This window comes from Sphaerisporangium rhizosphaerae (genome assembly GCF_042665155.1).
Lineage (GTDB): Bacteria > Actinomycetota > Actinomycetes > Streptosporangiales > Streptosporangiaceae > Sphaerisporangium > Sphaerisporangium rhizosphaerae.
In genome coordinates, this window is the sequence record NZ_JBHTCG010000042.1 from 1 (window position 1) to 23,284 (window position 23,284).

General features: G+C 70.7%; 24 protein-coding genes and 1 pseudogene. 12 read left to right on the forward strand and 13 right to left on the reverse strand.

Features of this window, described 5'->3' with window-relative positions; translation table 11 throughout:
• Positions 1–167: pseudogene (locus ACFQSB_RS35985) on the forward strand (sugar phosphate isomerase/epimerase); the annotation flags it as partial.
• A gap of 63 nt (positions 168–230) precedes the next feature.
• On the opposite strand, the gene ACFQSB_RS35990 reads toward ACFQSB_RS35985, so the two are convergent.
• The 4 genes from ACFQSB_RS35990 to ACFQSB_RS36005 form a co-directional block, all read right to left on the reverse strand.
• Positions 231–1,316 carry a Zn-dependent alcohol dehydrogenase gene (locus ACFQSB_RS35990; protein WP_354847009.1) on the reverse strand — a complete coding sequence of 362 codons (1,086 nt, stop codon included), beginning with the start codon at positions 1,314–1,316 and terminating at the stop codon, positions 231–233.
• Between the two features lie 24 nt (positions 1,317–1,340).
• The gene (locus ACFQSB_RS35995) at positions 1,341–1,535 is read right to left on the reverse strand and encodes a ferredoxin (RefSeq protein ID WP_354847011.1); all 195 of its coding nucleotides are present in this window, start codon (positions 1,533–1,535) and stop codon (positions 1,341–1,343) included.
• Between the two features lie 39 nt (positions 1,536–1,574).
• The gene (locus ACFQSB_RS36000) at positions 1,575–2,051 is read right to left on the reverse strand and encodes a pyridoxamine 5'-phosphate oxidase family protein (RefSeq protein ID WP_380831454.1); all 477 of its coding nucleotides are present in this window, start codon (positions 2,049–2,051) and stop codon (positions 1,575–1,577) included.
• 86 nt (positions 2,052–2,137) lie between these two features.
• Positions 2,138–3,574: an AAA family ATPase gene (locus ACFQSB_RS36005; protein WP_380831455.1), complete on the reverse strand. Its 1,437-nt coding sequence runs from the start codon at positions 3,572–3,574 to the stop codon at positions 2,138–2,140.
• Positions 3,575–3,804: 230 nt separating this feature from the next.
• Here ACFQSB_RS36005 and ACFQSB_RS36010 point away from each other — a divergent pair, with 230 nt between their 5' ends.
• On the forward strand, positions 3,805–4,233 hold the full coding sequence (locus ACFQSB_RS36010; protein ID WP_380831457.1) for an MEKHLA domain-containing protein: 429 nt from the start codon (positions 3,805–3,807) through the stop codon (positions 4,231–4,233).
• A 358-nt stretch (positions 4,234–4,591) separates the two neighbouring features.
• Here the strand turns inward: ACFQSB_RS36010 and ACFQSB_RS36015 are convergent, their stop codons facing one another.
• Complete coding sequence (locus ACFQSB_RS36015) at positions 4,592–4,819, reverse strand: DUF397 domain-containing protein (protein WP_380831459.1); 228 nt, start codon at positions 4,817–4,819, stop codon at positions 4,592–4,594.
• A 6-nt stretch (positions 4,820–4,825) separates the two neighbouring features.
• Positions 4,826–5,689 (reverse strand): helix-turn-helix domain-containing protein, encoded by an 864-nt coding sequence (locus ACFQSB_RS36020; RefSeq protein ID WP_380831460.1) that lies wholly within the window; start codon positions 5,687–5,689, stop codon positions 4,826–4,828.
• 172 nt (positions 5,690–5,861) lie between these two features.
• On the opposite strand from ACFQSB_RS36020, the gene ACFQSB_RS36025 reads away from it, so the two are divergent.
• The 3 genes from ACFQSB_RS36025 (at position 5,862) to ACFQSB_RS36035 (ending at position 7,483) form a co-directional block, all read left to right on the forward strand.
• Positions 5,862–6,131 carry a hypothetical protein gene (locus ACFQSB_RS36025; protein WP_380831462.1) on the forward strand — a complete coding sequence of 90 codons (270 nt, stop codon included), beginning with the start codon at positions 5,862–5,864 and terminating at the stop codon, positions 6,129–6,131.
• Positions 6,128–6,535 (forward strand): ATP-binding protein, encoded by a 408-nt coding sequence (locus tag ACFQSB_RS36030; RefSeq protein ID WP_380831464.1) that lies wholly within the window; start codon positions 6,128–6,130, stop codon positions 6,533–6,535. Before ACFQSB_RS36025 ends, ACFQSB_RS36030 begins: the two co-directional genes overlap by 4 nt.
• Before the next feature lie 303 nt (positions 6,536–6,838).
• Positions 6,839–7,483: a class I SAM-dependent methyltransferase gene (locus ACFQSB_RS36035; protein ID WP_354847036.1), complete on the forward strand. Its 645-nt coding sequence runs from the start codon at positions 6,839–6,841 to the stop codon at positions 7,481–7,483.
• A gap of 122 nt (positions 7,484–7,605) precedes the next feature.
• Here ACFQSB_RS36035 and ACFQSB_RS36040 read toward each other — a convergent pair whose 3' ends face one another.
• From ACFQSB_RS36040 to ACFQSB_RS36060, 5 genes are all read right to left on the reverse strand, one after another.
• Positions 7,606–8,259, reverse strand: a complete 654-nt coding sequence (locus ACFQSB_RS36040; protein ID WP_380831466.1) for an SRPBCC family protein — start codon at positions 8,257–8,259, stop codon at positions 7,606–7,608.
• Positions 8,256–8,627 carry an ArsR/SmtB family transcription factor gene (locus tag ACFQSB_RS36045; protein WP_380831468.1) on the reverse strand — a complete coding sequence of 124 codons (372 nt, stop codon included), beginning with the start codon at positions 8,625–8,627 and terminating at the stop codon, positions 8,256–8,258. Before ACFQSB_RS36045 ends, ACFQSB_RS36040 begins: the two co-directional genes overlap by 4 nt.
• Before the next feature lie 104 nt (positions 8,628–8,731).
• The gene (locus ACFQSB_RS36050; protein ID WP_380831470.1) at positions 8,732–9,823 is read right to left on the reverse strand and encodes a prenyltransferase; all 1,092 of its coding nucleotides are present in this window, start codon (positions 9,821–9,823) and stop codon (positions 8,732–8,734) included.
• The gene (locus ACFQSB_RS36055; RefSeq protein ID WP_354928069.1) at positions 9,820–10,533 is read right to left on the reverse strand and encodes a class I SAM-dependent methyltransferase; all 714 of its coding nucleotides are present in this window, start codon (positions 10,531–10,533) and stop codon (positions 9,820–9,822) included. The genes ACFQSB_RS36050 and ACFQSB_RS36055 overlap by 4 nt, the downstream gene beginning before the upstream one ends.
• On the reverse strand, positions 10,534–11,808 hold the full coding sequence (locus ACFQSB_RS36060) for a glycosyltransferase family 4 protein (RefSeq protein WP_380831472.1): 1,275 nt from the start codon (positions 11,806–11,808) through the stop codon (positions 10,534–10,536).
• Between the two features lie 320 nt (positions 11,809–12,128).
• On the opposite strand from ACFQSB_RS36060, the gene ACFQSB_RS36065 reads away from it, so the two are divergent.
• Positions 12,129–13,154, forward strand: a complete 1,026-nt coding sequence (locus ACFQSB_RS36065; RefSeq protein ID WP_354847053.1) for a GDP-mannose 4,6-dehydratase — start codon at positions 12,129–12,131, stop codon at positions 13,152–13,154.
• Positions 13,155–13,254: 100 nt separating this feature from the next.
• On the opposite strand, the gene ACFQSB_RS36070 is transcribed toward ACFQSB_RS36065, so the two are convergent.
• Complete coding sequence (locus tag ACFQSB_RS36070) at positions 13,255–14,730, reverse strand: mannosyltransferase family protein (RefSeq protein WP_380831474.1); 1,476 nt, start codon at positions 14,728–14,730, stop codon at positions 13,255–13,257.
• A 345-nt stretch (positions 14,731–15,075) separates the two neighbouring features.
• Entirely contained in the window at positions 15,076–16,278 is a 1,203-nt protein-coding gene (locus ACFQSB_RS36075) for a cytochrome P450 (RefSeq protein ID WP_354847058.1), read from the reverse strand.
• A 283-nt stretch (positions 16,279–16,561) separates the two neighbouring features.
• Here ACFQSB_RS36075 and ACFQSB_RS36080 point away from each other — a divergent pair, with 283 nt between their 5' ends.
• The 6 genes from ACFQSB_RS36080 to ACFQSB_RS36105 all read left to right on the forward strand — a co-directional run bounded on the left by ACFQSB_RS36080 (position 16,562) and on the right by ACFQSB_RS36105 (position 23,276).
• Positions 16,562–17,440 (forward strand): fumarylacetoacetate hydrolase family protein, encoded by an 879-nt coding sequence (locus ACFQSB_RS36080; protein WP_380831476.1) that lies wholly within the window; start codon positions 16,562–16,564, stop codon positions 17,438–17,440.
• Positions 17,437–18,750 (forward strand): L-fuconate dehydratase, encoded by a 1,314-nt coding sequence (locus ACFQSB_RS36085; RefSeq protein ID WP_380831478.1) that lies wholly within the window; start codon positions 17,437–17,439, stop codon positions 18,748–18,750. Before ACFQSB_RS36080 ends, ACFQSB_RS36085 begins: the two co-directional genes overlap by 4 nt.
• Positions 18,747–19,493 carry an SDR family NAD(P)-dependent oxidoreductase gene (locus ACFQSB_RS36090; RefSeq protein ID WP_354847066.1) on the forward strand — a complete coding sequence of 249 codons (747 nt, stop codon included), beginning with the start codon at positions 18,747–18,749 and terminating at the stop codon, positions 19,491–19,493. The genes ACFQSB_RS36085 and ACFQSB_RS36090 overlap by 4 nt, the downstream gene beginning before the upstream one ends.
• A gap of 176 nt (positions 19,494–19,669) precedes the next feature.
• A complete protein-coding gene (locus ACFQSB_RS36095) occupies positions 19,670–20,737 on the forward strand; it encodes a sugar ABC transporter substrate-binding protein (RefSeq protein ID WP_354928054.1) in 1,068 nt (355 codons plus the stop codon).
• Positions 20,734–22,236 (forward strand): sugar ABC transporter ATP-binding protein, encoded by a 1,503-nt coding sequence (locus tag ACFQSB_RS36100; RefSeq protein ID WP_380831481.1) that lies wholly within the window; start codon positions 20,734–20,736, stop codon positions 22,234–22,236. Before ACFQSB_RS36095 ends, ACFQSB_RS36100 begins: the two co-directional genes overlap by 4 nt.
• Positions 22,233–23,276, forward strand: coding sequence for an ABC transporter permease (locus ACFQSB_RS36105; protein ID WP_354928048.1), 1,044 nt, complete (start codon positions 22,233–22,235; stop codon positions 23,274–23,276). Before ACFQSB_RS36100 ends, ACFQSB_RS36105 begins: the two co-directional genes overlap by 4 nt.
• Positions 23,277–23,284: the final 8 nt, after the last annotated feature.

Sequence of the window (23,284 nt, forward strand, 5' to 3'; positions counted from 1 at the left end):
TCCGGGCGCTGAACTCCATCGGCTACGACGGGCCGATCTCGGTGGAATGGGAGGACGCGGGCATGGACCGCCTGGCCGGCGCCCCCGAGGCCCTGGCCTACGTCCGCGGCCTCAACGCCATCACCCCGCCCACCGCCGCCTTCGACGCCGCCTTCTCCTCAGACTGACCCGCCCTCCGGGCACGCCTTCGGCGACGCCACCGGCCGGTGGCGCCGCCGAGGGGGAGGGGATCAGTCGAAGACGACGATCTGGCGGAGCACCTCGCCGGACCGCAGGGCGGCGACGGCGTCGTTGAGGTCGGCGAGCTTGATCCGCGAACTGATCATGCTCTCCAGGTCGAGCTTCCCGGCCTTCCACAACTCGGCGAAGAACGGGAAGTCGTGGCGCACGTCGCTGCCCCCGTACAGCGAGCTGAGCAGGTTCTTGCCCTCGAACAGGAGGCTGAACGCCGACAGCGGCACCGTGTCGTCCATGGCGCCGGCCCCGACCACGATGACGTCCCCGCCCCGGCGGGTGGCCTGCCAGGCCGACATGATCGACGCCGACTTGCCGACCACCTCGAAGCCGTAGTCGAACCCGCGTCCCCCTGTCAGCTCACCGATGGCGCCCATGAGCTGGTCGGGGGTGCAGGCGTGCGTCGCGCCGACCTTCTTGGCCAGGGCGTGCTTGGACTCGAGCGGGTCCACCGCCAGGATCGTCGTCGCGCCCGACACCCGGGCCCCCTGGATGACCGACAGGCCCACGCCGCCGCACCCGATCACGGCCACGCTGGAGCCCGGACGGACCTTCGCGGTGTTGATCGCCGCGCCGACGCCCGTGGTGATGCCGCAGCCGATCAGCGCCGCCACCTCGTACGGCACCTCCGGGTCGACCTTGATCGCGCCCTGCCAGGGGACGACGATCTCCTCGGCCCACGTGCCACAGCCGGCCATGCCGAACGCGGAGCTCTCGCCGCCGTAGCGGAACCGCGCCAGCGTGAAGCTCTCCATGACGTAGGTCATGCACAGGTACGGCTGGCCGACCAGGCAGTTGGGGCAGGTGCCGCAGGCCGGCGTCCAGTTGATGATCACGTGGTCGCCGGGCTGGACGGTGGTGACGTGGTCCCCGACCTCCACGACCTCGCCCGCGCCCTCGTGTCCCGGGATCACCGGCAGGGGCATCGGCAGCACGCCGGTCAGCACCGACAGGTCCGAGTGGCAGACGCCGGTGGCCTTGATCCTCACCCGGACGTCCGTCGGCCCCACCGGGGTGAGGGTGAAGTCGTCGCGGATGTCGAGTTTGTCGTCACCGACGGCGTGCAGCAGGGCGGCTCGCATGGGGGGACCTCCTTGAGGTTCGGCCTACTCGTCCTCGAGGGAGAGCGCGGCCTTGGGACAGGATCGGACCGCGTGGCGCACGCGGTCGAGCATCTCCGGCGGGGGCTCGGGGAGCAGAACGTGCAGGTTGTCGTCGTCGTCCACTTCGAAGACCTCGGGGGCCAGTCCCATGCAGACCGCGTTGGCCTCGCAGACGTCGTAGTCGACCTTGATTTTCATCGGAGCCTTCCTCGCAATACGGACCCTTCACAGCCGAGATTAGGCCGTGGCGGGCGCCGAAAGCTTGCGATGGTCCCAGGAAACCACCCGGGTCGGCTCGACGATGTAGGCGACGCGCTTGCGGCCGGTGTGCTCGACGTACCCGCGAAGCTCCGGAGTCACGTCGGCGTCGGTCAGTCCTGTCATGCGCTTGGTGATGTCCATGCCGATGTCCAGGACGGCCTCCGGCTCGGTGACCAGGCGCGTCGTGCCGTACAGCAGGACGCCCCGCAGCTCGGCGTAGTCGTCGCCGGCCTCGACCAGGCAGGACGCGCGAGGGTCGCGGGCGAGGTTGCGCGTCTTCTGGGCCTTGCCATAGGTCCAGAACGTCAGCCGGCCCTCGGTGAGCCCGTAGAACATCGTCACCATGTGCGGCGTCCCGTCCGCGTTGATCGTCCCGAGCTGGAACTTCCGCGACTCCCGCAGGAACGCCTCCACCTCGTCATCGGACATCACTATGCGAGCACGCTGGTTCACCCAGGAAGTAGAACACGTTCCACCGCACCCGACAAGGGCCCGACGGAACATTGTTCGGATCGCCCGCCGGTCACCCCCAACGGTGCCTACCTCCAGGCCGCGACGACGTCGTCCGGCCCCCACACCAGGTCCAGATCCAGCCCGGAAACGACCCCCGACAGGGACACCGCGACGAGCCCGCCCGAGTCGTGGCCGGGGATCTGGGCGGCGGACTCACGAAGCCGGTGCAGGTCATGGGCGTCGAAGGCCGTGCCCAGCCACTTGATCGAACCGGCGAAGCGCACATGACGTGCGACCGGCGCCCGGTCGGCGCCCACGAGGTCCACCTCCGGGTCGAAGCGCCGGTTCCACCACCCTCCCACCGCCTCCACGTCGTCCCACGGAAGGCGCTCGGCCGCGGCGGCCATCGTCAGCGCCTCCCGGATCACCGGCTCGACCGCGCGACCGCGCAGTGAGGACCAGCGGCGTTCGACGAGCTTGACCGCGGCGTCCAACTGGCCGCGTCGCGACCTTTCGGCGGCGGCGCGCAGAACCCCGAGATACAGGCGCAGGTTGTGATCGGCCACCCGGTAGAGGGGGGGCTTGCCCGGCTGCGTCGACAAGGGCTCCTCAACGGCCAGCACGCGCTTCTCTTCGGTCAGGCGGCGCAGGAGGGGGGAAACAGAGCCGGAGGCCAGAGCGCCCTGGCGTCCCCCGGCCGTCGCCGCGATGTTCGCCTGTGTCCTTTCCCCGCTGCCCACCGCCTCCAGGACCCGGCGGGCCTGATCAGGCGTGGGGAACTCGGCGAGCAAGGACGCCTCGGGGACGTTGAAGAGCGGGGAGGCCGGATCGGCGCACTCCTGCCGGATGAACTCCAGGGCGGGGGTGCCGTGCGGCCAGGCGCGGAGGATGCCCGGCAGACCGCCGGAGGTGAGATAGGCGTCGATGGCGTCGGCGCCGCTCAGCCCGAGCGCGTCGGCGGTCTCGGCGGGGTTCAGCGGCCCGAGGACCATGGCGTCCGCCCGGCCGAAGAACGGACGGTCGTAGGCGGTGAAGCGCTCCATCATGTGCAGATCGCTGCCGAGCAGCAGCAACAGGACCGGCCGGTCGCTCAGCAGCCTGTCCCACGCCGTCTGCAAGGCGCCGTCGAACAACTCGTCCTGCTCGGCCAGCCACGGCACCTCGTCGATCACCACGACCGACGGGTGATCGGGAAGCGTCGTCGAAAGGATGCGGAACGCGTCGGGCCAGTTGCCGGCGCCCGCCTGGGGCACGGCCTCGGGTCGGGCGGGCAACGGGGACTCACGCAGTTCGGCGCAGAAGGCGTCGACGGACTCGACCGGAGACATGCCCTTGGTGGCGGTGAAGAAGAAGTAGGGCACCTGCGCGCGATCGCAGAACTCCTGCACCAGCCGTGATTTGCCGACCTGGCGGCGCCCCCGGATCGCGACCGCGGCGCCGGCGCCCGTGGCCCGTACGCGCTCCAGTCGCTTCCCCAGAGCTCCCAGCTCCGCCCCGCGCCCGACGAACGCCGTCCTCGGCATGCCCCTCCTATGTAGATGCCATCTACGTAGATGCACCCTACCTTGAGGACGCCCTGGCCAGTGGGAGTGCGATGGGGCTGCCTCCTCGGCCATACGTCCGAGCCTGAGAGCACGCCGACAAGTCGGCGGCGGTTGAGCCGGCGGCCGCCGACGGCGGTCTCGCCGTCTGGGGGCGCTTCCCGATGCCCTACCATTTGCACCGGAAATGCACTAAAAGAACGGTTTGTCCGGTGAACTCCCACTTCTTCGACCTGCTGGCGGGCTGTCACCTGCGCCTGGTCGGCACCCCGCTGGTAGGCCCCGATACCACGGCGCGCTGGCTGTACGAGGACGCGCCCTTCGGGGTGCTGGCACACGACGCTGGGGACGACCCCCGCTTCACCTACGCGAACCTCGCCGCCCAGCGATGCTTCGAATACGACTGGGAGGAGTTCGTCGGCATGCCCTCCCGCCTGTCGGCGGAACCCGACCGGCGGGAGGACCGCCAGTGGCTCCTGGACGCCGTCCACCGCGACGGCTTCGCGACCGGTTACCGGGGACAGCGCATCGCCAAGTCCGGACGCCGCTTCTGGATCGAGAACGTGACGATGTGGAACCTGGTGGAAGACGGAGTCCTCGTGGGCCAGGCGGCATCCTTCCAACACTGCCAAGACGCCTGACGCCCGCCACGGTGAACCCGGGCGGCGTCGCTTCCCGTCGAGCGGACCGCCCACCTGGCGACCGCTACGGCGGGCCCGGCGGCGTCGCACTCCCGTCGAGCGGACCGCCCACCTGGCGACCGCTACGGCGGGCCCGGCGGCGTCGCACTCCCGTCGAGCGGAGCGTGTGGCCCCGCTCGTCACGCCGCGACCGTCGCCGCCGGAGGCGGTGAGGTCGGGTGGGCGCGGCATTCAAGAGTGGCGGCATGGGCAACGGGTGGGTCCACCACCCTGACCAGCGTCACGAATGTTCTTGATAGTGCATGGTCGCATGGTCGAGCGGGATGTGACCCGACCATGCGAGGTTACGGCGTGAGGGTCAGGGGCCCAGGGTGCCGGAGCGTACGCCTTGGAGGAAGGCGGCGAACTCGAGGGAGGGGACGAACAGGACGGCGGGGCCTTGCACCTTGCTGTCCCGGATGCCGACCGTCGACCCGGTGTCCAGTCTGGCCACCTCAACGCAGTTGCCGCCGTTGTTGCTGTACTTACTCTTGCGCCATTCGGGACTGAACGGATCGGTCTGTAACCGAGAGCGGAGAACACTCATGGGTCATCACGCTTCCTTCGCCGCTTGAGCGATCAGACCTCGGCTGCGATCGGGATCGAGGGCCTTCGCTCGCAGGTGGTTGAAGACCAGGTTATATCGATCAATCGCAGAAGGCTCCTCTAGATACAGGCTGCCTACTTGGTTCTCCACGTAGACGACATCCGGATCGGGAGCCTCGGGGAAGGCAAGGATGACGAACCCGCCGTCCATGGCCGGATGCGGTCCAGCGGTGAACGGGAGGATCTGCACCGTGATGTTCGGCCGTTCCGACATGCCGGTCAGATGATCTAGTTGTGCCCGCATGGTGAGGCCAGTCCCGATGGGGCGACGGAGCGCGGCTTCGTTCATGATGACCCAGAGGCGGAAGGGGTCGGGGGCCGTAAGGCGCGCCTGTCTGGCCATCCGGAAGTCGATCTTCCGGTCGATCTCCTCCTGGCTCGTGGCCATCGGAGCCGTGCTGATGTAGGCCCGGTAGTAGTCCGGCGTCTGCAAGAGGCCGGGCACCAGTTCTGGGTCGTAGCTGCGCAGCTCCGCGGCTTCGGCTTCGAGGCCGACGAAGATCTGGAACCACTCGGGGATCACGTCGCCGTAGGTGTGCCACCAGCCGCGCTGTCGTGCCTGCCGGGCCAGGACGAGGAGCTCTTCCCTGGCCGTGCCCTGGACGTCGTAGACATCGAGGAGGGCGCGCAGGTCGATGGGGCGGATGCGCCGTCGTCCCGTTTCGATGCGGCTGATCCAGGAAGGGTCGATCTCCAGCTTCTCGGCGATGGTCTCGGCGGTCAGTCCCGCCTCCTTGCGCAGGCGGCGAAGCTCGGCGGCGAGTCTTCTCCGCCTGACGGTGGGGCTGCTTCCAGCGGTCAACGCTGTCACCTCACAGCGGTCGGACGGTCCCGGAGGGAGTTCCACAAGGACACAGATGGATGAGTGGGAAGTTGTTTTTGGCACCTTGCCAATACGGCTTCGTGACAGTCAGTATGTTAGCCGCGACCGAACGTGACCGTCTTGCCGTTCGCAGTATCGGCCGTTATGGAGGGGTCGCAAGGTGGCAGCATCTCCCGCGCCGCAAGAACAACAGTTCATTCATCTGGTACGGCTCGCTTGGGACCTGCGGAAACGGGGGCTCGGGGTGGCCATCGAGGTGCCGAGCCGGGAACAGCCCGTTCTGCTGCTTGCCCGGATGCCCGGCCCGGTGAGGATCATGGCCGTCGCGCTCGACGGCAGGTGGTTCTTCACCTGGGGGCGCGGGCGCGCCCACCGGGTCCGGGCGCTGGCGGACGACGCGGCCGACCGGGTCTGGGAGGTGGCGCAGTGAGGACGGTCGGGTTGCTCGGCGGCGTCCATCTGCCAGGCCGGGTGATCTCGGTGCCGGTGGCGCGGGCCTTCGTGCGCGAGCTGCTGGGGGCGGCGGGATGGGCCGAAGTCGACGACGTGCTGTTGCTGGTCAGCGAACTGGTGACCAACGCCGTTCGGTACTCGGACTCCGGTCGCCGCCCGAACGGGCTCGTCGCGTTGACGGTCACCGACAACGGCCACTCCCTGCGCGTCGACGTGCTGGACGAGGGATCGCGGGACGGTGCGCCATGCGTCCGGGAGGCCGGCTCCGAGAGCGACAACGGCCGGGGGCTGTGGCTGGTCGAGCACATCGCCTCCGCCTGGGGCGTGCGGGAGGACGAGACCGGCCGTACCGTCTGGTTCGAGGTGAGCGCCCCCGGTTGACGTGGCTCTTCCGGTCGGTCAAAGGTGTGGGCCCGGGCGCGGAGTCGTGATGGGCCTCCGGGTGCGTGGTGCGTGCGTGGTGTGGTGCGCAGCCGACCTGGGCGCGCCCGCCTCCGGCGGTGATCATCGCGGTGCCGGCCGCGGCCATGATCGGCACAGGATGCGCCCCCACCCCCCCACCCGAGAGAGGCTCACTGGAACATTATTCGGTGGGGTTTGGGTGGGGAAGGGGGGCACCTTTCAGGCGGCTGCGGTGTTGATAGATAGGGTGCATCCGCATTGGCCGCACATAGAGGAAAAATCATGACTCACGTGTCCATGCCGGCGGACCTGCGTCACGTGGCCGAGCGCGCGAAGGGCTTCATGCCCTCCAACGAGGGCCAGGCCCTCTTCGAGACCGCGTACACGTACGGATCCCTCGGTCCCATCTGCGAGATCGGCACCTACTGCGGCAAGTCGGCCATCTACCTCGGCGCCGCCGCCCGGCAGGTCGGGTCGGTCGTCTTCACCGTCGACCACCACCGCGGCTCGGAGGAGATCCAGCCCGGCTGGGCCCACCACGACCCCACCCTGATGGACCCGCGGTTCGGGAAGATGGACTCGCTGCCCTTCTTCCGGGCGGCCATCGCCAAGGCCGGGCTGGAGGAGGAGGTCATCGCCGTCGTGGGACGGTCGGAGACGGTGGCCCGTTACTGGAACACCCGCCTGGCGATGCTGTTCATCGACGGAGGGCACTCCGAGGGGCCGGTGACCAGCGATTACGAGGGCTGGGCGCCGCACGTCATGGTGGGCGGGGCCCTGGTGTTCCACGACATTTACCCCGACCCCGCCGACGGCGGCCAGGCTCCGCTCCGCGTCTTCGAGCGCGCGCTGGCCTCCGGCGACTTCAAGGAGGTCGCGGCCGAGGGCTCGCTGCGCGTGCTCCAGCGCGTCGGCTTCTCCGCCTGACGAACAGGACGAACAGGACGAACAGGACGGAGAGGCGACGAGGTGGCGGCGTCAGCGCCCTCCCGCGCCACGGACGGACTCCCGTGCGCTGAGGTCGGGACGTCGGTGACCGAGGCCTGAGCTCAGGACTCGGCGGGAGCGTCGGGGGCCGGGGCGCCGGTGTAGGCGGCCGTGGTGCGCGCGGCCGCGGCGCGGGCCTTGGCCTCGTCGGTGCCGGCGGCGATGTCGGCGTCGGCCCAGCGGTCGCTGCTGAGCGCCGTGAAGGTCTTGCCCTCCTCGGAGGCCGCCCAGGCCGCTCCGGCCGCGAGGTCGACGGGCTGCCCGCTGGACAGGTGCAGGGCCAGGCCGACCAGGCCCATGTCCCAGCCGATGCCGACCGCGCCGGGGCCGAACTGCTCCCAGTGGTCTTCGGGCAGGGCGATGTGCTCCAGCTCGAACCGGGTGCGGCCGTCGCCCTCGGGGGTCAGGCGGACCTCGATCCAGCTCACGTTGCCGCCGAACTCCCAGGTGGCAGAGAAGCCCTTCGGCGGGTCGCAGCGCTCGACGACGCCGCCCGCGTTGCCCTCGAACTGGTAGCGGCCGTGCAGGCGCAGGTCGCCGGAGACGGGCAGGAACCACCGGGCGATGCGCTCGGGGTCGGTGCAGGCCTCCCACAGCTCTTCCACGGTGGTGTCGTAGGTCTGGGCGATGGTGACGGTGACGGCCTCGCCGGCCTCGATCACACGGGAGCCGACCTGCCGCCGGACGGCGTTGATCTGCTGGTTGACGTCGATCATCGGGTATCTCCTTGCCTTGGTTCTTGGTCTGGGCCGCGGAGCCGGCGTTCGCGCTTGCCGCGGGCCACCTCTGTCGCCAGCGCGTCCAGATGCGGAGTCCAGTAGCGCCGGAAGCGGTCGAGCCATGCGTCGATGTCGCGAAGCGGGTCGAGGTTGACCGCGTAGAGGCGGCGGGCGCCCTCGGGGCGCACCGTCGCGAACCCGCCGTCGCGCAGCACCCGCAGGTGCTGTGAGACGGCCGGCTGTGAGATGCCGAACTCATCCTGGATGACCGCGCTCACCGCGCCGGAGGTCTTCTCTCCGTCGGCGAGCAGCAGCTCCAGGATCCTGCGGCGCACCGGGTCGCCGAGCACATCGAACGCATGCACGAGTAATGTGTATCAGCCATGCCTTATATAAGGCAAGTCTTCAATATGGCGGCGAGCCCCCGGGCGCAGGCGTCACGGTTCCCCGGACCGCCTTTCGGCGGCGGTCAGGTGCGGCTGGAGGCGGGGGAGCAGCCGCAGGCGTCGGGGTCGATCACCGGGACGGCGAAGCGGCCCGCGTCGCGGAACAGCGAGGACGCCGGTGTGGCGCCCGAGAGGGCGTCGGCGGCCAGGACGACCGCGGCGGCGGTGTAGGCGGACTGCTCGTGCGGGAACCATGCCCCGTTCACGAACTGCCAGCCGGTCCAGTACGAGCCGTCGTCGTGCCGCAGGTGCTGCATGTCGCGGTAGACGGCGAGGGCCCGCTCCCGCTCGCCGGCCGCGTCCAGCGCGAGCGCCAGCTCGCACGACTCGGCTCCGGTCACCCACGGCTGGTCGGACACGCACCGGATGCCGAGGCCGGGGACGACGAAGGTGTCCCACTCCTCCTCCAGCCGCACCAGCGCGTCGGTCCCGCGCACCGCGCCGCCCAGCACGGGGTAGTACCAGTCCATCGAGAAGCGGCTCTTGTCGGCGAACGCCTCGGGGTGGGCGGCCAGCACGTGTCCGAGCCGGTCGGCGGCGAGCTCCCAGTCGGGCTGGGGGTCGCCCAGGTGCTCGCCGAGCAGCACGCCGCAGCGCAGTCCCTGGTAGATCGACGAGCACCCGGTCAGCAGGGCGTACTGCGCGGGGACTCCGGCGGCCGAGCGCTCCCAGACGATCTCCCCGCGGGCCGTCTGCAGGCCGACGACGAAGTCCAGCGCCTTCCTGACGACCGGCCACATCGCGCGGGCGAAGTGCTCGTCCCCGGTGACCAGCAGCTCGTGGCGCACGCCCACGGCGAGGTACGCGGCGTGGTTGCTCTCGCCGTTCGCCTCGGTGGCCGCGCCGCGCACCATCTTCATCGGCCAGGAGCCGTCGTCGCGCTGGCGCCGCGCCAGCCAGTCGTAGCCCTTCCTGGCCTCGGCGGTGAGCCCGGCGGCGCTCATGGCCATCAGGCACTCGACGTGGTTCCAGGCGTCGACGTGCCCTTCCGGCCACGGCACGCCGCCGTCAGGCTGCTGGACGGCGGCGATGCTGCGCGCGGTCGCGAGGACCTGTTCTGCGGTGATGATGCCCGGTACCGCCGGGACGGCGCCCGTCGAGACCGGTTCGGTCATGCCGGCTTCCGGACGTAGACCACCACGCTCTTGCCGATCAGGGGGTTGAGCAGGGACTCGGCGACCCGGGTCAGCGGCGGGCGCTTCATGATGTCCCACACCAGCAGCTCGTGGTAGGCCTTGGCCAGCGGGTGGTCGTCGTCGTTCACGCCGACCGCGCACTTGATCCACCAGTACGGCGAGTGCAGGCCGTGGGCGTGGTGGTGCGGGCCCACCACGAAGCCCGTCGACTTGAGCTTGGCGGTGAGCTCGGCCAGCGTGTAGATGCGGACGTGGCCGCCGGGCGCGGTGTGGTAGTCCTCCGACAGCGCCCAGCAGATGCGCTCGGGCAGGAAGCTCGGCACGGTGATCGCCGCCCGGCCGCCCGGCTTGAGCACCCGCAGGATCTCGCGCATCGCCGTCATGTCGTCGGGGATGTGCTCCAGCACCTCGGCCGCGATCACCCGGTCGAAGGAGGCGTCCGGGAAGGGCATGGCCAGCGCGTCGCCGGTCACCGTCTCGGCGGTGGCCTCGGCGGGCACCTCGCCGGCCTTGTCCATGGCGGCGAACATGTTCGCGACGCCTTCCAGCTCGGCCGCGTCCTGGTCGAAGGCCACCACGTCGGCGCCGCGGCGCAGCACCTCGAAGGCGTGGCGGCCGCCGCCGCAGCCGAGGTCCAGCACCCGTACCCCGGGTCCGACCGGAAGCTTGCCGAAGTCGACGGTCAGCACTTACCGCTCCCCTTTCCTGCGGGCCTCGATGGCCTCGTGATAGGCCTCGACGGTCCGCTTGGCGACCACGTGCCAGGTATAGCGCTCCATCACCCGGTCGTATCCGGCCCGGCCGATCCGCTCGCGCTCCTGCGGTGAGTCGTGCAGGCGGCGCAGCACCGCGGCCAGCTCCTCGGGGTCGCCGGGGGCGACCTGGACGGCGGCGTCGCCGACCACCTCGGGCAGCGCGCCCGTGCGGCTGGCGACCAGCGGGGTCGCGCAGGCCATGTGCTCGACGGCGGGCAGCGAGAAGCCCTCGTAGAGGGACGGCACCACCGAGATCTCGGAGGTCGCGATCAGCTCGCCGAGCTCGTCGTCGCTGATGCCGTGCACGAACCGCACCCGGTCGCCGAGCGCGAGTTCCTGGACGAGCTTCTCGGTGGGCCCGCCGGGCGTCGGCCTGCTGACCACCGTCAGGTTGACGTCGCGTTCGGTGGCGAGCTTGGCGACCGCGCGCAGCAGGGTGGCGACGCCCTTCATGGGCGAGTCGGCGCTGGCCACGGCGACGATCGATCCCTTGCGCCTGGGCAGGTGCGGGCGCGGGTGGAAGTACCGGGTGTCAACGCCGAGCGGGATGAGCCGCATGCTGCTCTGCGGGACGTTGAAGTCGCGGTGGATGTCGGCCAGGCTCGACTCGCTGACCGTGAGGATCGGCTTCAGGCGGGGCGCGACGATGCTCTGCATGCGGACGAAGCCGTACCAGCGGCGCATCGAGAGCTGCTTGCGCAGCGGCGCGGCCTCCAGTTCGATGCGCCGGTCGACGCTGATCGGGTGGTGGATGGTGCCGACGACCGGGAAGAGCTTCTGGATGCCGAGCACGCCGTAGCCGAGCGTCTGGTTGTCCTGGACGACGTCGAAGTCGCCGCGGCGCTTCTTCAGCTCGCGCAGCGCGCGCAGGCTGAAGGTCAGCGGCTCGGGGAAGCCGGCGGTCCACATCGTGGCGACCTCGAGCACGTCGATCCAGTCGCGGTACTCGTCGCGGGCGGGGGTGCGGAAGGGGTCCTCGTCGCGGTACAGGTCGAGGCTCGGCACCTTGGTGAGCACGACGCCCTCGTCCAGCTCCGGGTAGGGCGGGCCGGAGAAGACCTCGACGTAGTGTCCGAGCGCGACCAGCTCGCGGCTGAGGTGGCGCAGGTAGACGCCCTGGCCGCCGCAGGTGGGCTTGCTCCGGTACGACAGGAGGGCGACCCGCAGCCTGCCCGGTTCCCGCTCCCGCTGGTCGTCTGGAACCTCCACGGACACCCCTTTCGAGAGCGGTGCTCGGCGGTCGCCGCCCGGGCACACCGCAAAGCCGATCTTAGCCGCGAAGCCTACCATCTAGGTGTGAACCAGCACCTAATGTGGAATTAGGCCCCAAACGGCTCTCACACCTCACGAGCTGGGACGTTAGAGTTACCGAACGTCACTCGGTAGAACCTGTTCTACCGAGGTGGAGGGGTAGCGCCTCGGCAGCCCATGGCGCTCGACGCACCCCTTGGCGGTACATTCGCGTCTTACAGCTCACAGTTCGGGTGAGGCCGCGCGAGCCGCCGAGCCCGGAGAACAAGGAGGACCCGTTGGCCAGGCGTGCGCTGATCACTGGCATCACCGGGCAGGACGGCTCCTACCTCGCCGAGCATCTGCTCGACCAGGGCTACGACGTCTGGGGCCTGGTGCGCGGCCAGGCCAACCCGCGGGTCTCGCGCGTGCGCCGGCTGCTGCAGGACGTCCAGCTCGTCCGGGGGGACCTGCTCGACCAGGGTTCGCTGATCAGCGCGGTGGAGCGCGTCCAGCCCGACGAGGTCTACAACCTGGGCGCCATCTCGTTCGTGCCGATGTCCTGGGAGCAGGCCGAACTGACGGCCGAGGTGACCGGCATGGGCGTGCTGCGCATGCTGGAGGCGATCAGGGTCTGCTCGGGCATCACCTCCTCGCGCGCCTCCGGTTCAGGCCAGATCAGGTTCTACCAGGCGTCCTCGTCGGAGATGTTCGGCCAGGTGCGCGAGACCCCGCAGAACGAGCGCACGCCGTTCCACCCGCGCTCCCCCTACGGCGTGGCCAAGGCGTACGGGCACTTCCTCACCCAGAACTACCGCGAGTCCTACGGCATGTTCGCCGTCTCCGGCATCCTGTTCAACCACGAGTCCCCGCGGCGCGGCGCCGAGTTCGTCACGCGCAAGGTGACGCTGGGCGTCGCGCGGATCAAGCTCGGCCTGGCCTCGGAGCTGCGGCTGGGCAACCTCGAGGCCCGCCGCGACTGGGGGTTCGCCGGGGACTACGTCCAGGCCATGCGGCTGATGCTGCGGGCCGGCACCCCGGAGGACTACGTCATCGGCACCGGCCGCACGCACTCGGTGCGCGAACTGGTCGTCGCGGCGTTCGAGGCGGCGCAGCTCGACTGGGAGCGCTACGTGGTCGCCGACCGGACGCTGCACCGGCCCGCCGAGGTGGACCTGCTGTGCGCCGACCCCAAGAAGGCCCGCGTCCAGCTCGGCTGGGAGCCCGCGGTGACCTTCGAGGAGCTGGTCACGATGATGGTCGAGTCCGACGTCCGGCTGCTGTCGCAGGGCGCCGACCCCGAGCAGGACTCCTCCTGGCCCTGAGCCGGTCGGCGCGGCCGATCCCGGGCCGGCCCATCCTGTGCTGATCGGCGCACCGGTAGCACCGGCCGCGCCGATCAGCCGATCAGGGCGTTCAGGGCGTTCAGCCGATCCACGCGCCCGTGGTGAAGTTGCCGACGTTGATCGCCATGACGGGCAGCATGATCGCCATGATCGTCCAGAAGAGCCATGGTCGCTTCACGCCCGCCCAGCCGAGCGCCAGCCACAGCGGGAACCAGGTGAGCGACGCCCGCCCGATGGACAGGTAGAACGACGACAGGGTCAGGAACGACAGCACCTGCGGCACCATGTACGCCAGATCCGGCCAGCGGCGGCGCACCGCCAGCCAGACCGCCAGGGCCAGCAGCACCGCCGCGGCGGCGATCTCCTCGTAGTAGGAGGTGGTCAGCGAGGGGACGTCGTCGGACATGTTCCAGGTGTTGAGGAACGCCTCCCACGGCCACACGGTGTGCCGGCCCCAGTACTGCGCCTGGACGCTGTTGTAGGCCAGCGGGTCGCCGGTGCGCGTCCAGTGGTACAGGGTGTAGAGGGCCACCGGGACGGCGGGCAGGGCCAGCCAGGGCCACGCGCGCCGGTTCTCGGGAGCCTTGCGGCCGTTGGCGGCCACCAGGTACATGACCACCAGGCCGACGGCCAGGAACAGCCCGGAGATGCGGACCGCCGCGGCCGCCGCCGCGCACAGGGCCGCGTCCTCCCAGCGGCCCTTGCGGGCCAGCAGCCACGCCGGGAAGGCCAGCGCCAGGAACAGGGACTCGGAGTAGCCGGTGAACAGGAAGGCGGCGAAGGGACTGAAGAACAGGGCGCCCACCGCGTAGGGGCCGCTGCCCTTGAGCATGTGCTCGGCCAGCCGCGACAGCGCCACGGCGGCGACCGCGCTGGCCACCAGCGAGATCAGCACCGTGGCCAGGCGGCCGTCGTGGACGATCGGCTTCAGCAGCCTGATCAGCAGCGCCATGCCGGGGAAGAACGCGGGAAGCTTGGCGCTGTCCTGCATGCCGGGCGGGCCGTCGTAGCCGTAGTCGGCGATGGCGATGAAGTTCTCGGCGTCCCAGCGGGTGAGCCGGTTGATGAAGGGGTCGGTGGTGCGCCCCGGTGCGGCCAGGTAGGCGTAGATCAGGAAGCCGACGTGCGAGCACAGCCAGATGAGCAGCGCCTTGCGGTCGGTCGCGTCGGTGACGAATCGCGGCGGCCACCACCGCCTCTGGACGGCCGTCCCGCCGTCTCCCGTGTCGTCCTCCTGCTGCTGGTGCTCGCGCTCGTCCGCGCGTCCGTCGGTCGCCGTCCCGTTCGCGCGTCCGCCGGCCGCCGCCTCGTCTTCGGCGACGGTCTCGACCTCGTCTCGGGCGAGCGTCACGGACCCGTCGGCGCCGGACGTCTCGGGCACGCGCTCGCGGGCGGCCTCGGGCGGAGGCGCGGGGGCCTTCTCGGGCACGGGCTCGGCGACCGTCTCGGGCGCTGTGCCGGTGTCCCGCGGGGTCACGGGGGCCGGTTCGGGCCCGGACGCGGCGGCGGGCAGGGACGCGGTCCGGACCGGCTCGCGTGGTGGGGTGCGTTCCATCACCAGGACACCCTGATATATCCGACAAATTCCTGACAAGCGATTACGCGTCATCCGTCATGCGCGGAGAGAGAACGAACCATCCGACCTGGGGTGACGCCCGGCCGCTCCGGCGGCCACCACGCCCCCCGGGAGCGCGGCGCGAAACTTTCACGGCCGTGCCGGGCGTCCGCGGGCGTCCGCGAGCATCCCCGCGGCGGTGAGAGCGGTGACGAGGGCAGGCGAGACGGCCGCGGGCGTCACCTGTGCACGTACGTCCGGAGTGCATGGAGAAGTGGAACGCCCGCCTCGCTCGGCGGGAGGAGGCGGGCGTTCCACTCGGAGGCGGAGAACCGGCCCGGCCGGTCAGATCTGGACGGGAAGGCTCTTGATGCCGTTGATGAAGTACGACCGCAGGCGCTTGGCCTCGCCGGCCGGGCGCAGGTCGGGCATGCGCTGCGCCAGCACCTCGAACAGCACCCGCAGCTCCAGCTTGGCCAGGTGGTTGCCCAGGCAGAAGTGGGCGCCGCCGCCGCCGAAGCCGATGTGCGGGTTCGGGTCGCGGCCGATGTCGAAGCCGCCCGGAGCGGCGAAGACGTCCTCGTCGCGGTTGGCCGAGGAGTAGAACACCACGACCTTGTCGCCCTCCTTGACCTGCTTGCCGTGCAGGGTGGTGTCGCGGGTGGCGGTGCGGCGGAACAGGTTGACCGGCGAGACCCAGCGGACGATCTCGTCGGCCGCGGTGCGGGCGAGGGACGGGTCGCGGACCAGCCGCTCCCACTGCTCGGGGTGCTCGAACAGGGCGAGCATGCCGCCCGACGCGGCGTTGCGGGTGGTCTCGTTGCCCGCGACGACCAGCAGCAGGACGAACAGGTCGAACTCGTCCTCGCTCAGCGACTCGCCGTCGTCACCCGGCTGGAGCAGCTTGGTGACGATGTCGTCGCGCGGCTCCTCACGGCGCCGGGCGGCGAGCTGGTTGGCGTAGGCGTAGACCTCCATCGCCGCCGCCTGGCCCTCCTCGGGGCTGGTGGCGTAGTCGGGGTCCTGGCTGCCGATCATGCGGTTGGACCACTGGAACAGCTTGTCGCGGTCCTCGACCGGCGCGCCGAGCAGCTCGCAGATCACGTACAGGGGGAGCGGGGCCGCCACGTCGGTGACGAAGTCGACCTCGCCCTTGGCGGTCGCCTCGTCCACCAGGCCGTGGCAGATGTCGCGGATGTGGTCCTCGAGGATGCCGATCTGGCGCGGGGTGAAGCCGCGGTTGACCAGCGAGCGCCGGCGGGTGTGCTCCGGCGGGTCCTGGTTGAGCATCATCATCCGCTGGAGCTGGCGCTGCTCCTCGGCCATCTCGTTGAACAGGGCCAGGCTCCTGCTGGAGGAGAAGACATCGGAACGGCGGGAGATGTGCACGACGTCCTCGTGCTTGGTGACGGCCCAGAAGCCCGGCCAGCCCGGCTCCTGCTCGCCCTCGTGCCAGAAGACCGGATCGTTGGCGCGCAGCCACCTGAGCTGCTCGTGCGGGACGCCGGAGCGCGCGTAGTGGTCCTGGTCGACGAGGTTGATTTCCATATGACCGCCCGGGGGAGTTGATCAAGCGCTTGGTCGGCAGGTTTTCTGAAACGTGTTCTATTACGGCCGCCGGAGCCCGTCAAGGCACGCCAGGATGGGAATACCCTGCCGGGCCGTCGTACCACCACGTCCAGGGGTCAGGTTACGAGATGGTGAAAGCACTGTCGCGATGACGGCACAGCCATCGGATGAATAGGCGGACAGCCTCGCCAACCCTCTTGACGTGCGCGCATCTCCGCGTAGTCTTCTTTTCCAACACATCCGATGAATATGGGGGAGACGCGTGAAGCTGCTGCGAGTCGGACCGCCCGGAGAGGAACGGCCCGCCGTCCTGGACGACGCCGGCCGCCCGCGTGACCTGCGCGGCGTCCTCGGGCAGGGCGTCGACTTCGACGGGGACTTCTTCGCCTCGGGCCGGATCGAACGTGTGGCGATCGCCCTGCGGGCCGGCGAACTGCCGCCGCTCGACGAGGACGCCGCGCCCGGGACCACGGAGGGCCGCGTCGGGGCGCCGATCGCCCGTCCGGGCAAGGTCGTCTGCGTCGGCCTCAACTACCGCGACCACGCCGAGGAGACCGGGGCGTCCATCCCCGGCGAGCCGATCATCTTCATGAAGGCCCCCAACACCGTCGTCGGGCCCGAGGACGAGGTCCTCATCCCGCGCGGCAGCGTGAAGACCGACTGGGAGGTCGAGCTGGGCGTCGTCATCGGCAGGACCGCCCGCTACCTCGGCACCCACGAGGAGGCGCTGGCCTGCGTCGCCGGCTACGCCGTCTCCAACGACGTCTCCGAGCGGGAGTTCCAGCTCGAGCGCGGCGGTCAGTGGGACAAGGGCAAGTCGTGCGAGACGTTCAACCCGCTCGGCCCCTGGCTGGTCACCGCCGACGAGGTGCCCGACCCGCAGAGCCTCGGCCTGCGGCTGTGGGTCAACGGCGAGGCCCGGCAGGACGGCAGCACCGCGAACATGATCTTCGGGGTGGCCGAGATCGTCCGCTACCTCAGCCAGTTCATGGTCCTGGAGCCCGGCGACCTGATCAACACCGGCACGCCCGCCGGCGTCGCCCTCGGCATGCCCGGCCAGCCGTACCTGGTCAAGGGCGACGTGGTCGAGCTGGAGATCGACGGCCTGGGCCGCCAGCGCCAGACGGTGGGTCAGGCATGAGCCGCGCACCGCTGATCATCGCCCTGGAGACCCACGACATCCGGTTCCCCACCTCCCAGGAGCTGGACGGGTCCGACGCGATGAACCCCGACCCCGACTACTCCGCCGCCTACGTGGTCCTGCGGACCGACGGCGGCGTCGACGGCCACGGCTTCGCCTTCACCATCGGCCGCGGCAACGACGTGCAGACCGCCGCCATCGCCGCCCTGGAGCCGTTCGTCGTGGGCCGCCGCCCCGACGACCTCGGCGCCCTGTACAAGGAGATGGTGCACGACTCCCAGCTTCGCTGGCTCGGCCCGGAGAAGGGCGTCATGCACATGGCGATCTCCGCGGTCGTCAACGCGCTGTGGGACCTCAAGGCCAAGCTGGAGGGCAAGCCGCTCTGGCAACTGCTGAGCGAGATGTCCCCCGAGGAGCTCGTCGACCTGGTCGACTTCCGCTACCTCAGCGACGCGCTCACCCCCGGCGAGGCACTGCAGATCCTGCGCCGCGCCGAGCCGGGCCGCGCCGAGCGCGCCGCCGACCTGCGGGCCAACGGCTACGCCGCCTACACCACCTCCCCGGGGTGGCTCGGCTACGACGACGACAAGCTGCGCCGCCTGTGCAGGGAGGCGATCGCCGCGGGCTTCACCCAGATCAAGCTCAAGGTCGGCGCCGACCTCGACGACGACCTGCGCCGCATGCGCATCGCCCGCGAGGTCTGCGGCCCCGGCTTCCGCATCGCGATCGACGCCAACCAGCGCTGGGACGTCGGCGCGGCCATCACCTGGGTGAACGCGCTCAGGGAGTACGACCCGTACTGGATCGAGGAGCCCACCAGCCCCGACGACGTGCTCGGCCACGCCACCGTCGCCCGCGCCCTGGCGCCGATCAAGGTGGCCACCGGCGAGCACGTGCAGAACCGCGTGGTCTTCAAGCAGATGCTCCAGGCCGGTTCGATGTCGATCGTGCAACTCGACTCCGCCCGCGTCGGCGGGGTGAACGAGAACATCGCGATCCTGCTGCTCGCCGCCAAGTTCGGCGTGCCCGTCTGCCCGCACGCCGGCGGCGTCGGCCTGTGCGAGCTGGTGCAGCACCTGGCCATGTTCGACTACGTGGCGGTCAGCGGCAGCCGGCAGGACCGGGTGATCGAGTACGTCGACCACCTGCACGAGCACTTCGTCGACCCCGTGGTGGTCAAGAACGGCCGCTACCAGGCGCCCGACGCGCCCGGGTTCAGCGCCGCTATGCGCCCGGAGTCGATCTCCGCCCACACCTTCCCCGGCGGGCGCGTCTGGGCCGGCGGCGAGGTCGAGGAGGGGGCCGCATGAGCGAGCTGGAAGGGCTGTCCGCGCTGGTCACCGGCGGCGGCTCGGGCATCGGCCTGGCGACCGCCGAGCTGCTCGCCGAGCGCGGCGCCCGGGTGGCCTGCCTGGACCTCGACCCGCCGGGCGAGCCGTTCGTCGGCGTCAAGGCCGACGTCACCGACGACGCCGCGGTCCGCTCCGCCGTCGCGGCGGCGGCCGGACGGCTCGGCGGCATCGACATCCTGGTCAACAACGCCGGCATCGGCGCGGCCGGGACGGTCGAGTCCAACCCCGACGAGGAGTGGTTCCGCGTCCTGGACGTCAATCTCCTCGGCATCGTCCGGGTCACCAGGGCCGCGCTGCCGCACCTGCGCGCGTCCGCCCACGCGGCCATCGTCAACACCTGTTCGATCGCGGCCACGGCCGGACTGCCCGACCGCGCGCTCTACAGCGCGTCCAAGGGCGCGATCCTGTCGCTGACGCTGGCCATGGCCGCCGACCACATCGGCGAGGGCATCCGCGTCAACTGCGTCAACCCGGGCACCGCCGACACCCCCTGGGTGCAGCGGCTGCTCGCCGTGGCGCCGGACCCGCAGGCCGAACGCCGCGCGCTGGAGGCCCGTCAGCCCATGGGCCGGCTGGTCAGCGCCCAGGAGGTCGCCGCGGCCATCGCCTACCTCGCCGGCCCGCTGGCGTCGAGCACGACGGGCACCGTGCTCGACGTGGACGGCGGCATGCACGGCCTGCGGCTGCGTCCCAAGACCTAGCCTTCCGGTCCCACCGTCCCCAGGCCCGCCGCTCCTCACCTCCCCGGAGGCCCACCCCGCCGCCCCTACGTCCCCGGGGCGGCCCCGACGTCCCGCACCCGCCCTCCCGGGGCGCCGCGCCCTCATACCGAGGCGCCCCGCAACCCCCCGCATTTCCCGTTGAATCGAGGCGACAAGTGACAATACGATCCTCGGCCACCTACGGTGTGGCACTTCTCGCGGCGACCATGACCCTCGCCGCGTGCGGGTCGTCGACGCCGTCCAGCCCCTCGTCCTCGGCCGGGGGCGGTTCGACCGCCGCCGCCGGTGGCGGCAAGGTCGGCATCGACTTCCCGCGCGCCGACACCGACTTCTGGAACTCCTACAACAAGTACGTCCCGCAGATGGCGAGCCAGCTCGGCATCGACCTGATGCCGCCGACCAACTCGCAGAACGACATCGCCAAGCTGGTGGCCAACACCCAGGCGCTGGTGAGCCAGGGCGCGAAGGCCATCGTGATGGCCCCGCAGGACACCGGCGCGATCGCCACCACCCTCGACCAGCTCGCCGGGAAGAACATTCCGGTCGTCACCGTGGACACCCGGCCCGACAAGGGCAAGACTTTCATGGTGGTCCGCGCCGACAACCGCGCCTATGGCGAGAAGGCCTGCAAGTTCCTCGGCGACCAGCTCAAGGGCAAGGGCAAGGTCGTGGAGTTCCAGGGCTCGCTGTCGTCGGTCAACGGCCGCGACCGCTCCGAGGCGTTCGGCGCGTGCATGAAGTCCAACTACCCCGGCATCACGGTCTTCGCCGAGCCCACCGAGTGGGAGGGCCCGAAGGCCTCGGCCGCGCTGCAGACCCGGCTCACCCAGCACCCCGACATCAACGGCATCTACATGCAGGCGGGCGGCGCCTTCCTCGCGCCCACCCTCCAGCTGCTGAAGTCCAAGAACCTGGTGGTGCCGCCGACCGACCCCAAGCACATCTTCATCGTCTCCAACGACGGCATCCCGCAGGAGTTCCAGGCCATCCGGGACGGGCAGATCGACGCCACCGTCTCCCAGCCCGCCGACCTGTACGCCAAGTGGGCGCTCTTCTACGCCAAGGCGGCATTGGAGGGCAAGACCTTCGCGCCGGGCCAGACCGACCACGACAGCACGATCGTCGACGTCGGCGGCGGTCGTCTGGAGGACCAGCTCGCCGCGCCGCTGGTCACCAAGGACAACGTGGACGACCCCAATCTCTGGGGCAACCAGGTCAAATGATGTCGTCATCCGCCACCCCGGCCGTCGAGGCCCGTAACATCACCAAACGGTACGGGCCGACGACGGCGCTCGACGACGCGGGCATCGTCATCGCCGAGGGAGAGACGCACGCCCTGGTCGGCCGCAACGGCGCCGGCAAGTCGACGCTGGTGTCCATCCTGACCGGGCTCCAGCGCCCCGACGCGGGCGAGGTCCGCTTCGCCGGCCGGCAGGCCCCGCCGGTCGCCGACCGCGACGGCTGGCGCCGCAACGTCGCCTGCGTGTACCAGAAGTCCACGATCATCCCGACGCTCACCGTCGCGGAGAACCTGTTCCTCAACCGCCAGTCGGCCCGCGGCCCGATCAACTGGCGGACGCTGCGGGCACGGGCGCACGAGGTGCTGGAGCAGTACGGGGTGGCGGTCGACGCCGGGCGCCTGGCCGGCGATCTCAACGTCGAGCAGCGCCAGCTGCTGGAGATCGCCCGGGCGCTGTCGTTCGGCGCCCGGTTCATCATCCTGGACGAGCCGACCGCGCAGCTCGACGGCCCGGCGATCGAGCGGCTGTTCGACCGCATGCGGTCGCTGCGCGAGCAGGGCGTCACGATGATGTTCATCTCCCACCACCTGGAGGAGGTGTACCGGGTGTGCCAGTCGGTCACGGTCTTCCGCGACGCCCGGCACGTCCTCACCAGCGCGGTGGACGACCTGCCGCACGACGAGCTGGTCGCCGCGATGACCGGCGAGGCCGCGGCCGGCTACCAGGCCAGGGCCCGGGCGGCGGACGCCGGCGCGCCGGCCGTGCTGAGCGCCGAGAAGCTCACGCTGGCCGGCCGCTACCAGGACGTCGACCTCACCGTGCGCGCCGGGGAGATCGTCGGGGTGGCCGGGTCGGGCAGCAGCGGCAAGGTGAGCCTGGCCGAGACGCTCGTCGGCCTGCTCGCCGCCGACAGCGGCACGGTGACCGTCAACGGCGCCCGGCCCCGGCCGGGGGACGTCGCCTCGGCGCTGCGCGCCGGGCTCGGCTTCGTCCCGAAGGACCGGCACAAGGAGGGCTTCGTGCCGCTGCTGTCGATCGCCGAGAACGCCACTCTGCCGATCGCGCACAAGCTCGGCCGCCTCGGCGCGGTGTCCCCGGCCCGGCGCCGCGCCAAGGCCGAGAGGATGATCGAGGATCTCACCATCAAGACGACCGGGCCCTCCCAGCCGGTCGGCGACCTGTCGGGCGGCAACGCCCAGAAGGTCGTCATGGCGCGGGCGCTCGCCGACGACCCCAGGGCGCTGGTCGTGATCGACCCGACCGCCGGGGTGGACGTGCGGGCCAAGCAGGCGCTGCTCGGAGCCGTGGAGGACGCGGCCGAGCGCGGCGCGGCGGCCGTGCTCGTCTCCGACGAGCTGGACGACCTGCGCATCTGCGACCGGGTCGTCGTGATGTTCCATGGACGCATCGTCAAGGAAGTGCCACGGGGCTGGGCGGACGCCGAGCTCGTGGCGGTCATGGAAGGTGTCGACGCACGATGACGGAAACGACCGTGGCCTCCCCCGGCAGCCCCGGCGAGTCCCCGCGCACGGAGGCGGGCACGCCGCGGGGCCCGGCGAGGGTGCCGCTCGCGCGGTTCCGCGACCTCGCCCTGGTGCCGGCCATCCTGCTGCTGATGGTCGTCGGCGCCCTGCTGGAGCCGGCCTTCCTCAGCGCCGACAACCTGACCAACGTGCTCCAGCAGCAGACCGAGCTGTCGCTGCTCGTGCTCGCCGAGGCGATCATCCTGATCGCCGGGAAGTTCGACCTGTCACTGGAGTCCACCGTGGGCCTCGCGCCCGCGCTCGGCGTCGGGCTGGTCATCCCGGCGGCCTCCAACGGGCTCGGCACCGAATGGCCGACCTGGCTGGGCGTGCCGATCTGCCTGCTGATCGGCGTGCTCGTCGGGGCGTTCAACGGCATGCTCATCATGCGGTTCAAGCTGTCGGCGTTCATCGTGACGCTCGGCATGCTGATCGTGCTGCGCGGCCTGCAGATCGGCTTCACCGGTGGCCAGAACCTCTTCGCGCTGCCCGAGTCGTTCCTGTACCTCGGCAACGCCCGCTGGCTCGGCCTGCCGGCCTCCATCTGGATCTGCGTGGTCGCCTACGCCGTCGGCATCGTCGCGCTCGGGTACTTCCGGCACGGGCGCTCGATCTACGCGATCGGCGGCAACGTCGACGCGGCCCGCGCCGCGGGCGTGCGCACCGACCGGGTCCTGTGGACGGTGTTCATGATCGGCGGCCTGCTGGCCGCGCTGGCGGGCCTGCTCATGACCGGCCGGCTCGGGTCGGTGGCGGCCGCCCAGGGCGACGGCATGATCTTCACGGTGTTCGCGGCCGCGGTCATCGGCGGGGTCAGCCTCGACGGCGGCAAGGGCACGCTGTTCGGCGCGCTGTGCGGCGTGCTCGTCCTCGGACTGATCAACAACATCCTCACGCTGGCGGGCGTCTCCGCGCAGTGGATCCAGGCGATCTACGGAGGCATCATCCTCATCGCGCTGATGCTCGCCCGGGTGACCAGTGGCAAGGCACAAGATTGACCCAGCGC

Coding starts and splice junctions, on each gene's coding strand:
- ACFQSB_RS36035 (WP_354847036.1), top strand. CDS start 6,839: ATGACTCACGTGTCCATGCCGGCGGACCTGCGTCACGTGGCCGAGCGC.
- ACFQSB_RS36070 (WP_380831474.1), bottom strand. CDS start 14,730: ATGGAACGCACCCCACCACGCGAGCCGGTCCGGACCGCGTCCCTGCCC.
- ACFQSB_RS36050 (WP_380831470.1), bottom strand. CDS start 9,823: ATGACCGAACCGGTCTCGACGGGCGCCGTCCCGGCGGTACCGGGCATC.
- ACFQSB_RS36085 (WP_380831478.1), top strand. CDS start 17,437: ATGAGCCGCGCACCGCTGATCATCGCCCTGGAGACCCACGACATCCGG.
- ACFQSB_RS36040 (WP_380831466.1), bottom strand. CDS start 8,259: ATGATCGACGTCAACCAGCAGATCAACGCCGTCCGGCGGCAGGTCGGC.
- ACFQSB_RS36015 (WP_380831459.1), bottom strand. CDS start 4,819: ATGAGTGTTCTCCGCTCTCGGTTACAGACCGATCCGTTCAGTCCCGAA.
- ACFQSB_RS36100 (WP_380831481.1), top strand. CDS start 20,734: ATGATGTCGTCATCCGCCACCCCGGCCGTCGAGGCCCGTAACATCACC.
- ACFQSB_RS36005 (WP_380831455.1), bottom strand. CDS start 3,574: ATGCCGAGGACGGCGTTCGTCGGGCGCGGGGCGGAGCTGGGAGCTCTG.
- ACFQSB_RS35995 (WP_354847011.1), bottom strand. CDS start 1,535: ATGAAAATCAAGGTCGACTACGACGTCTGCGAGGCCAACGCGGTCTGC.
- ACFQSB_RS35990 (WP_354847009.1), bottom strand. CDS start 1,316: ATGCGAGCCGCCCTGCTGCACGCCGTCGGTGACGACAAACTCGACATC.
- ACFQSB_RS36105 (WP_354928048.1), top strand. CDS start 22,233: ATGACGGAAACGACCGTGGCCTCCCCCGGCAGCCCCGGCGAGTCCCCG.
- ACFQSB_RS36075 (WP_354847058.1), bottom strand. CDS start 16,278: ATGGAAATCAACCTCGTCGACCAGGACCACTACGCGCGCTCCGGCGTC.
- ACFQSB_RS36090 (WP_354847066.1), top strand. CDS start 18,747: ATGAGCGAGCTGGAAGGGCTGTCCGCGCTGGTCACCGGCGGCGGCTCG.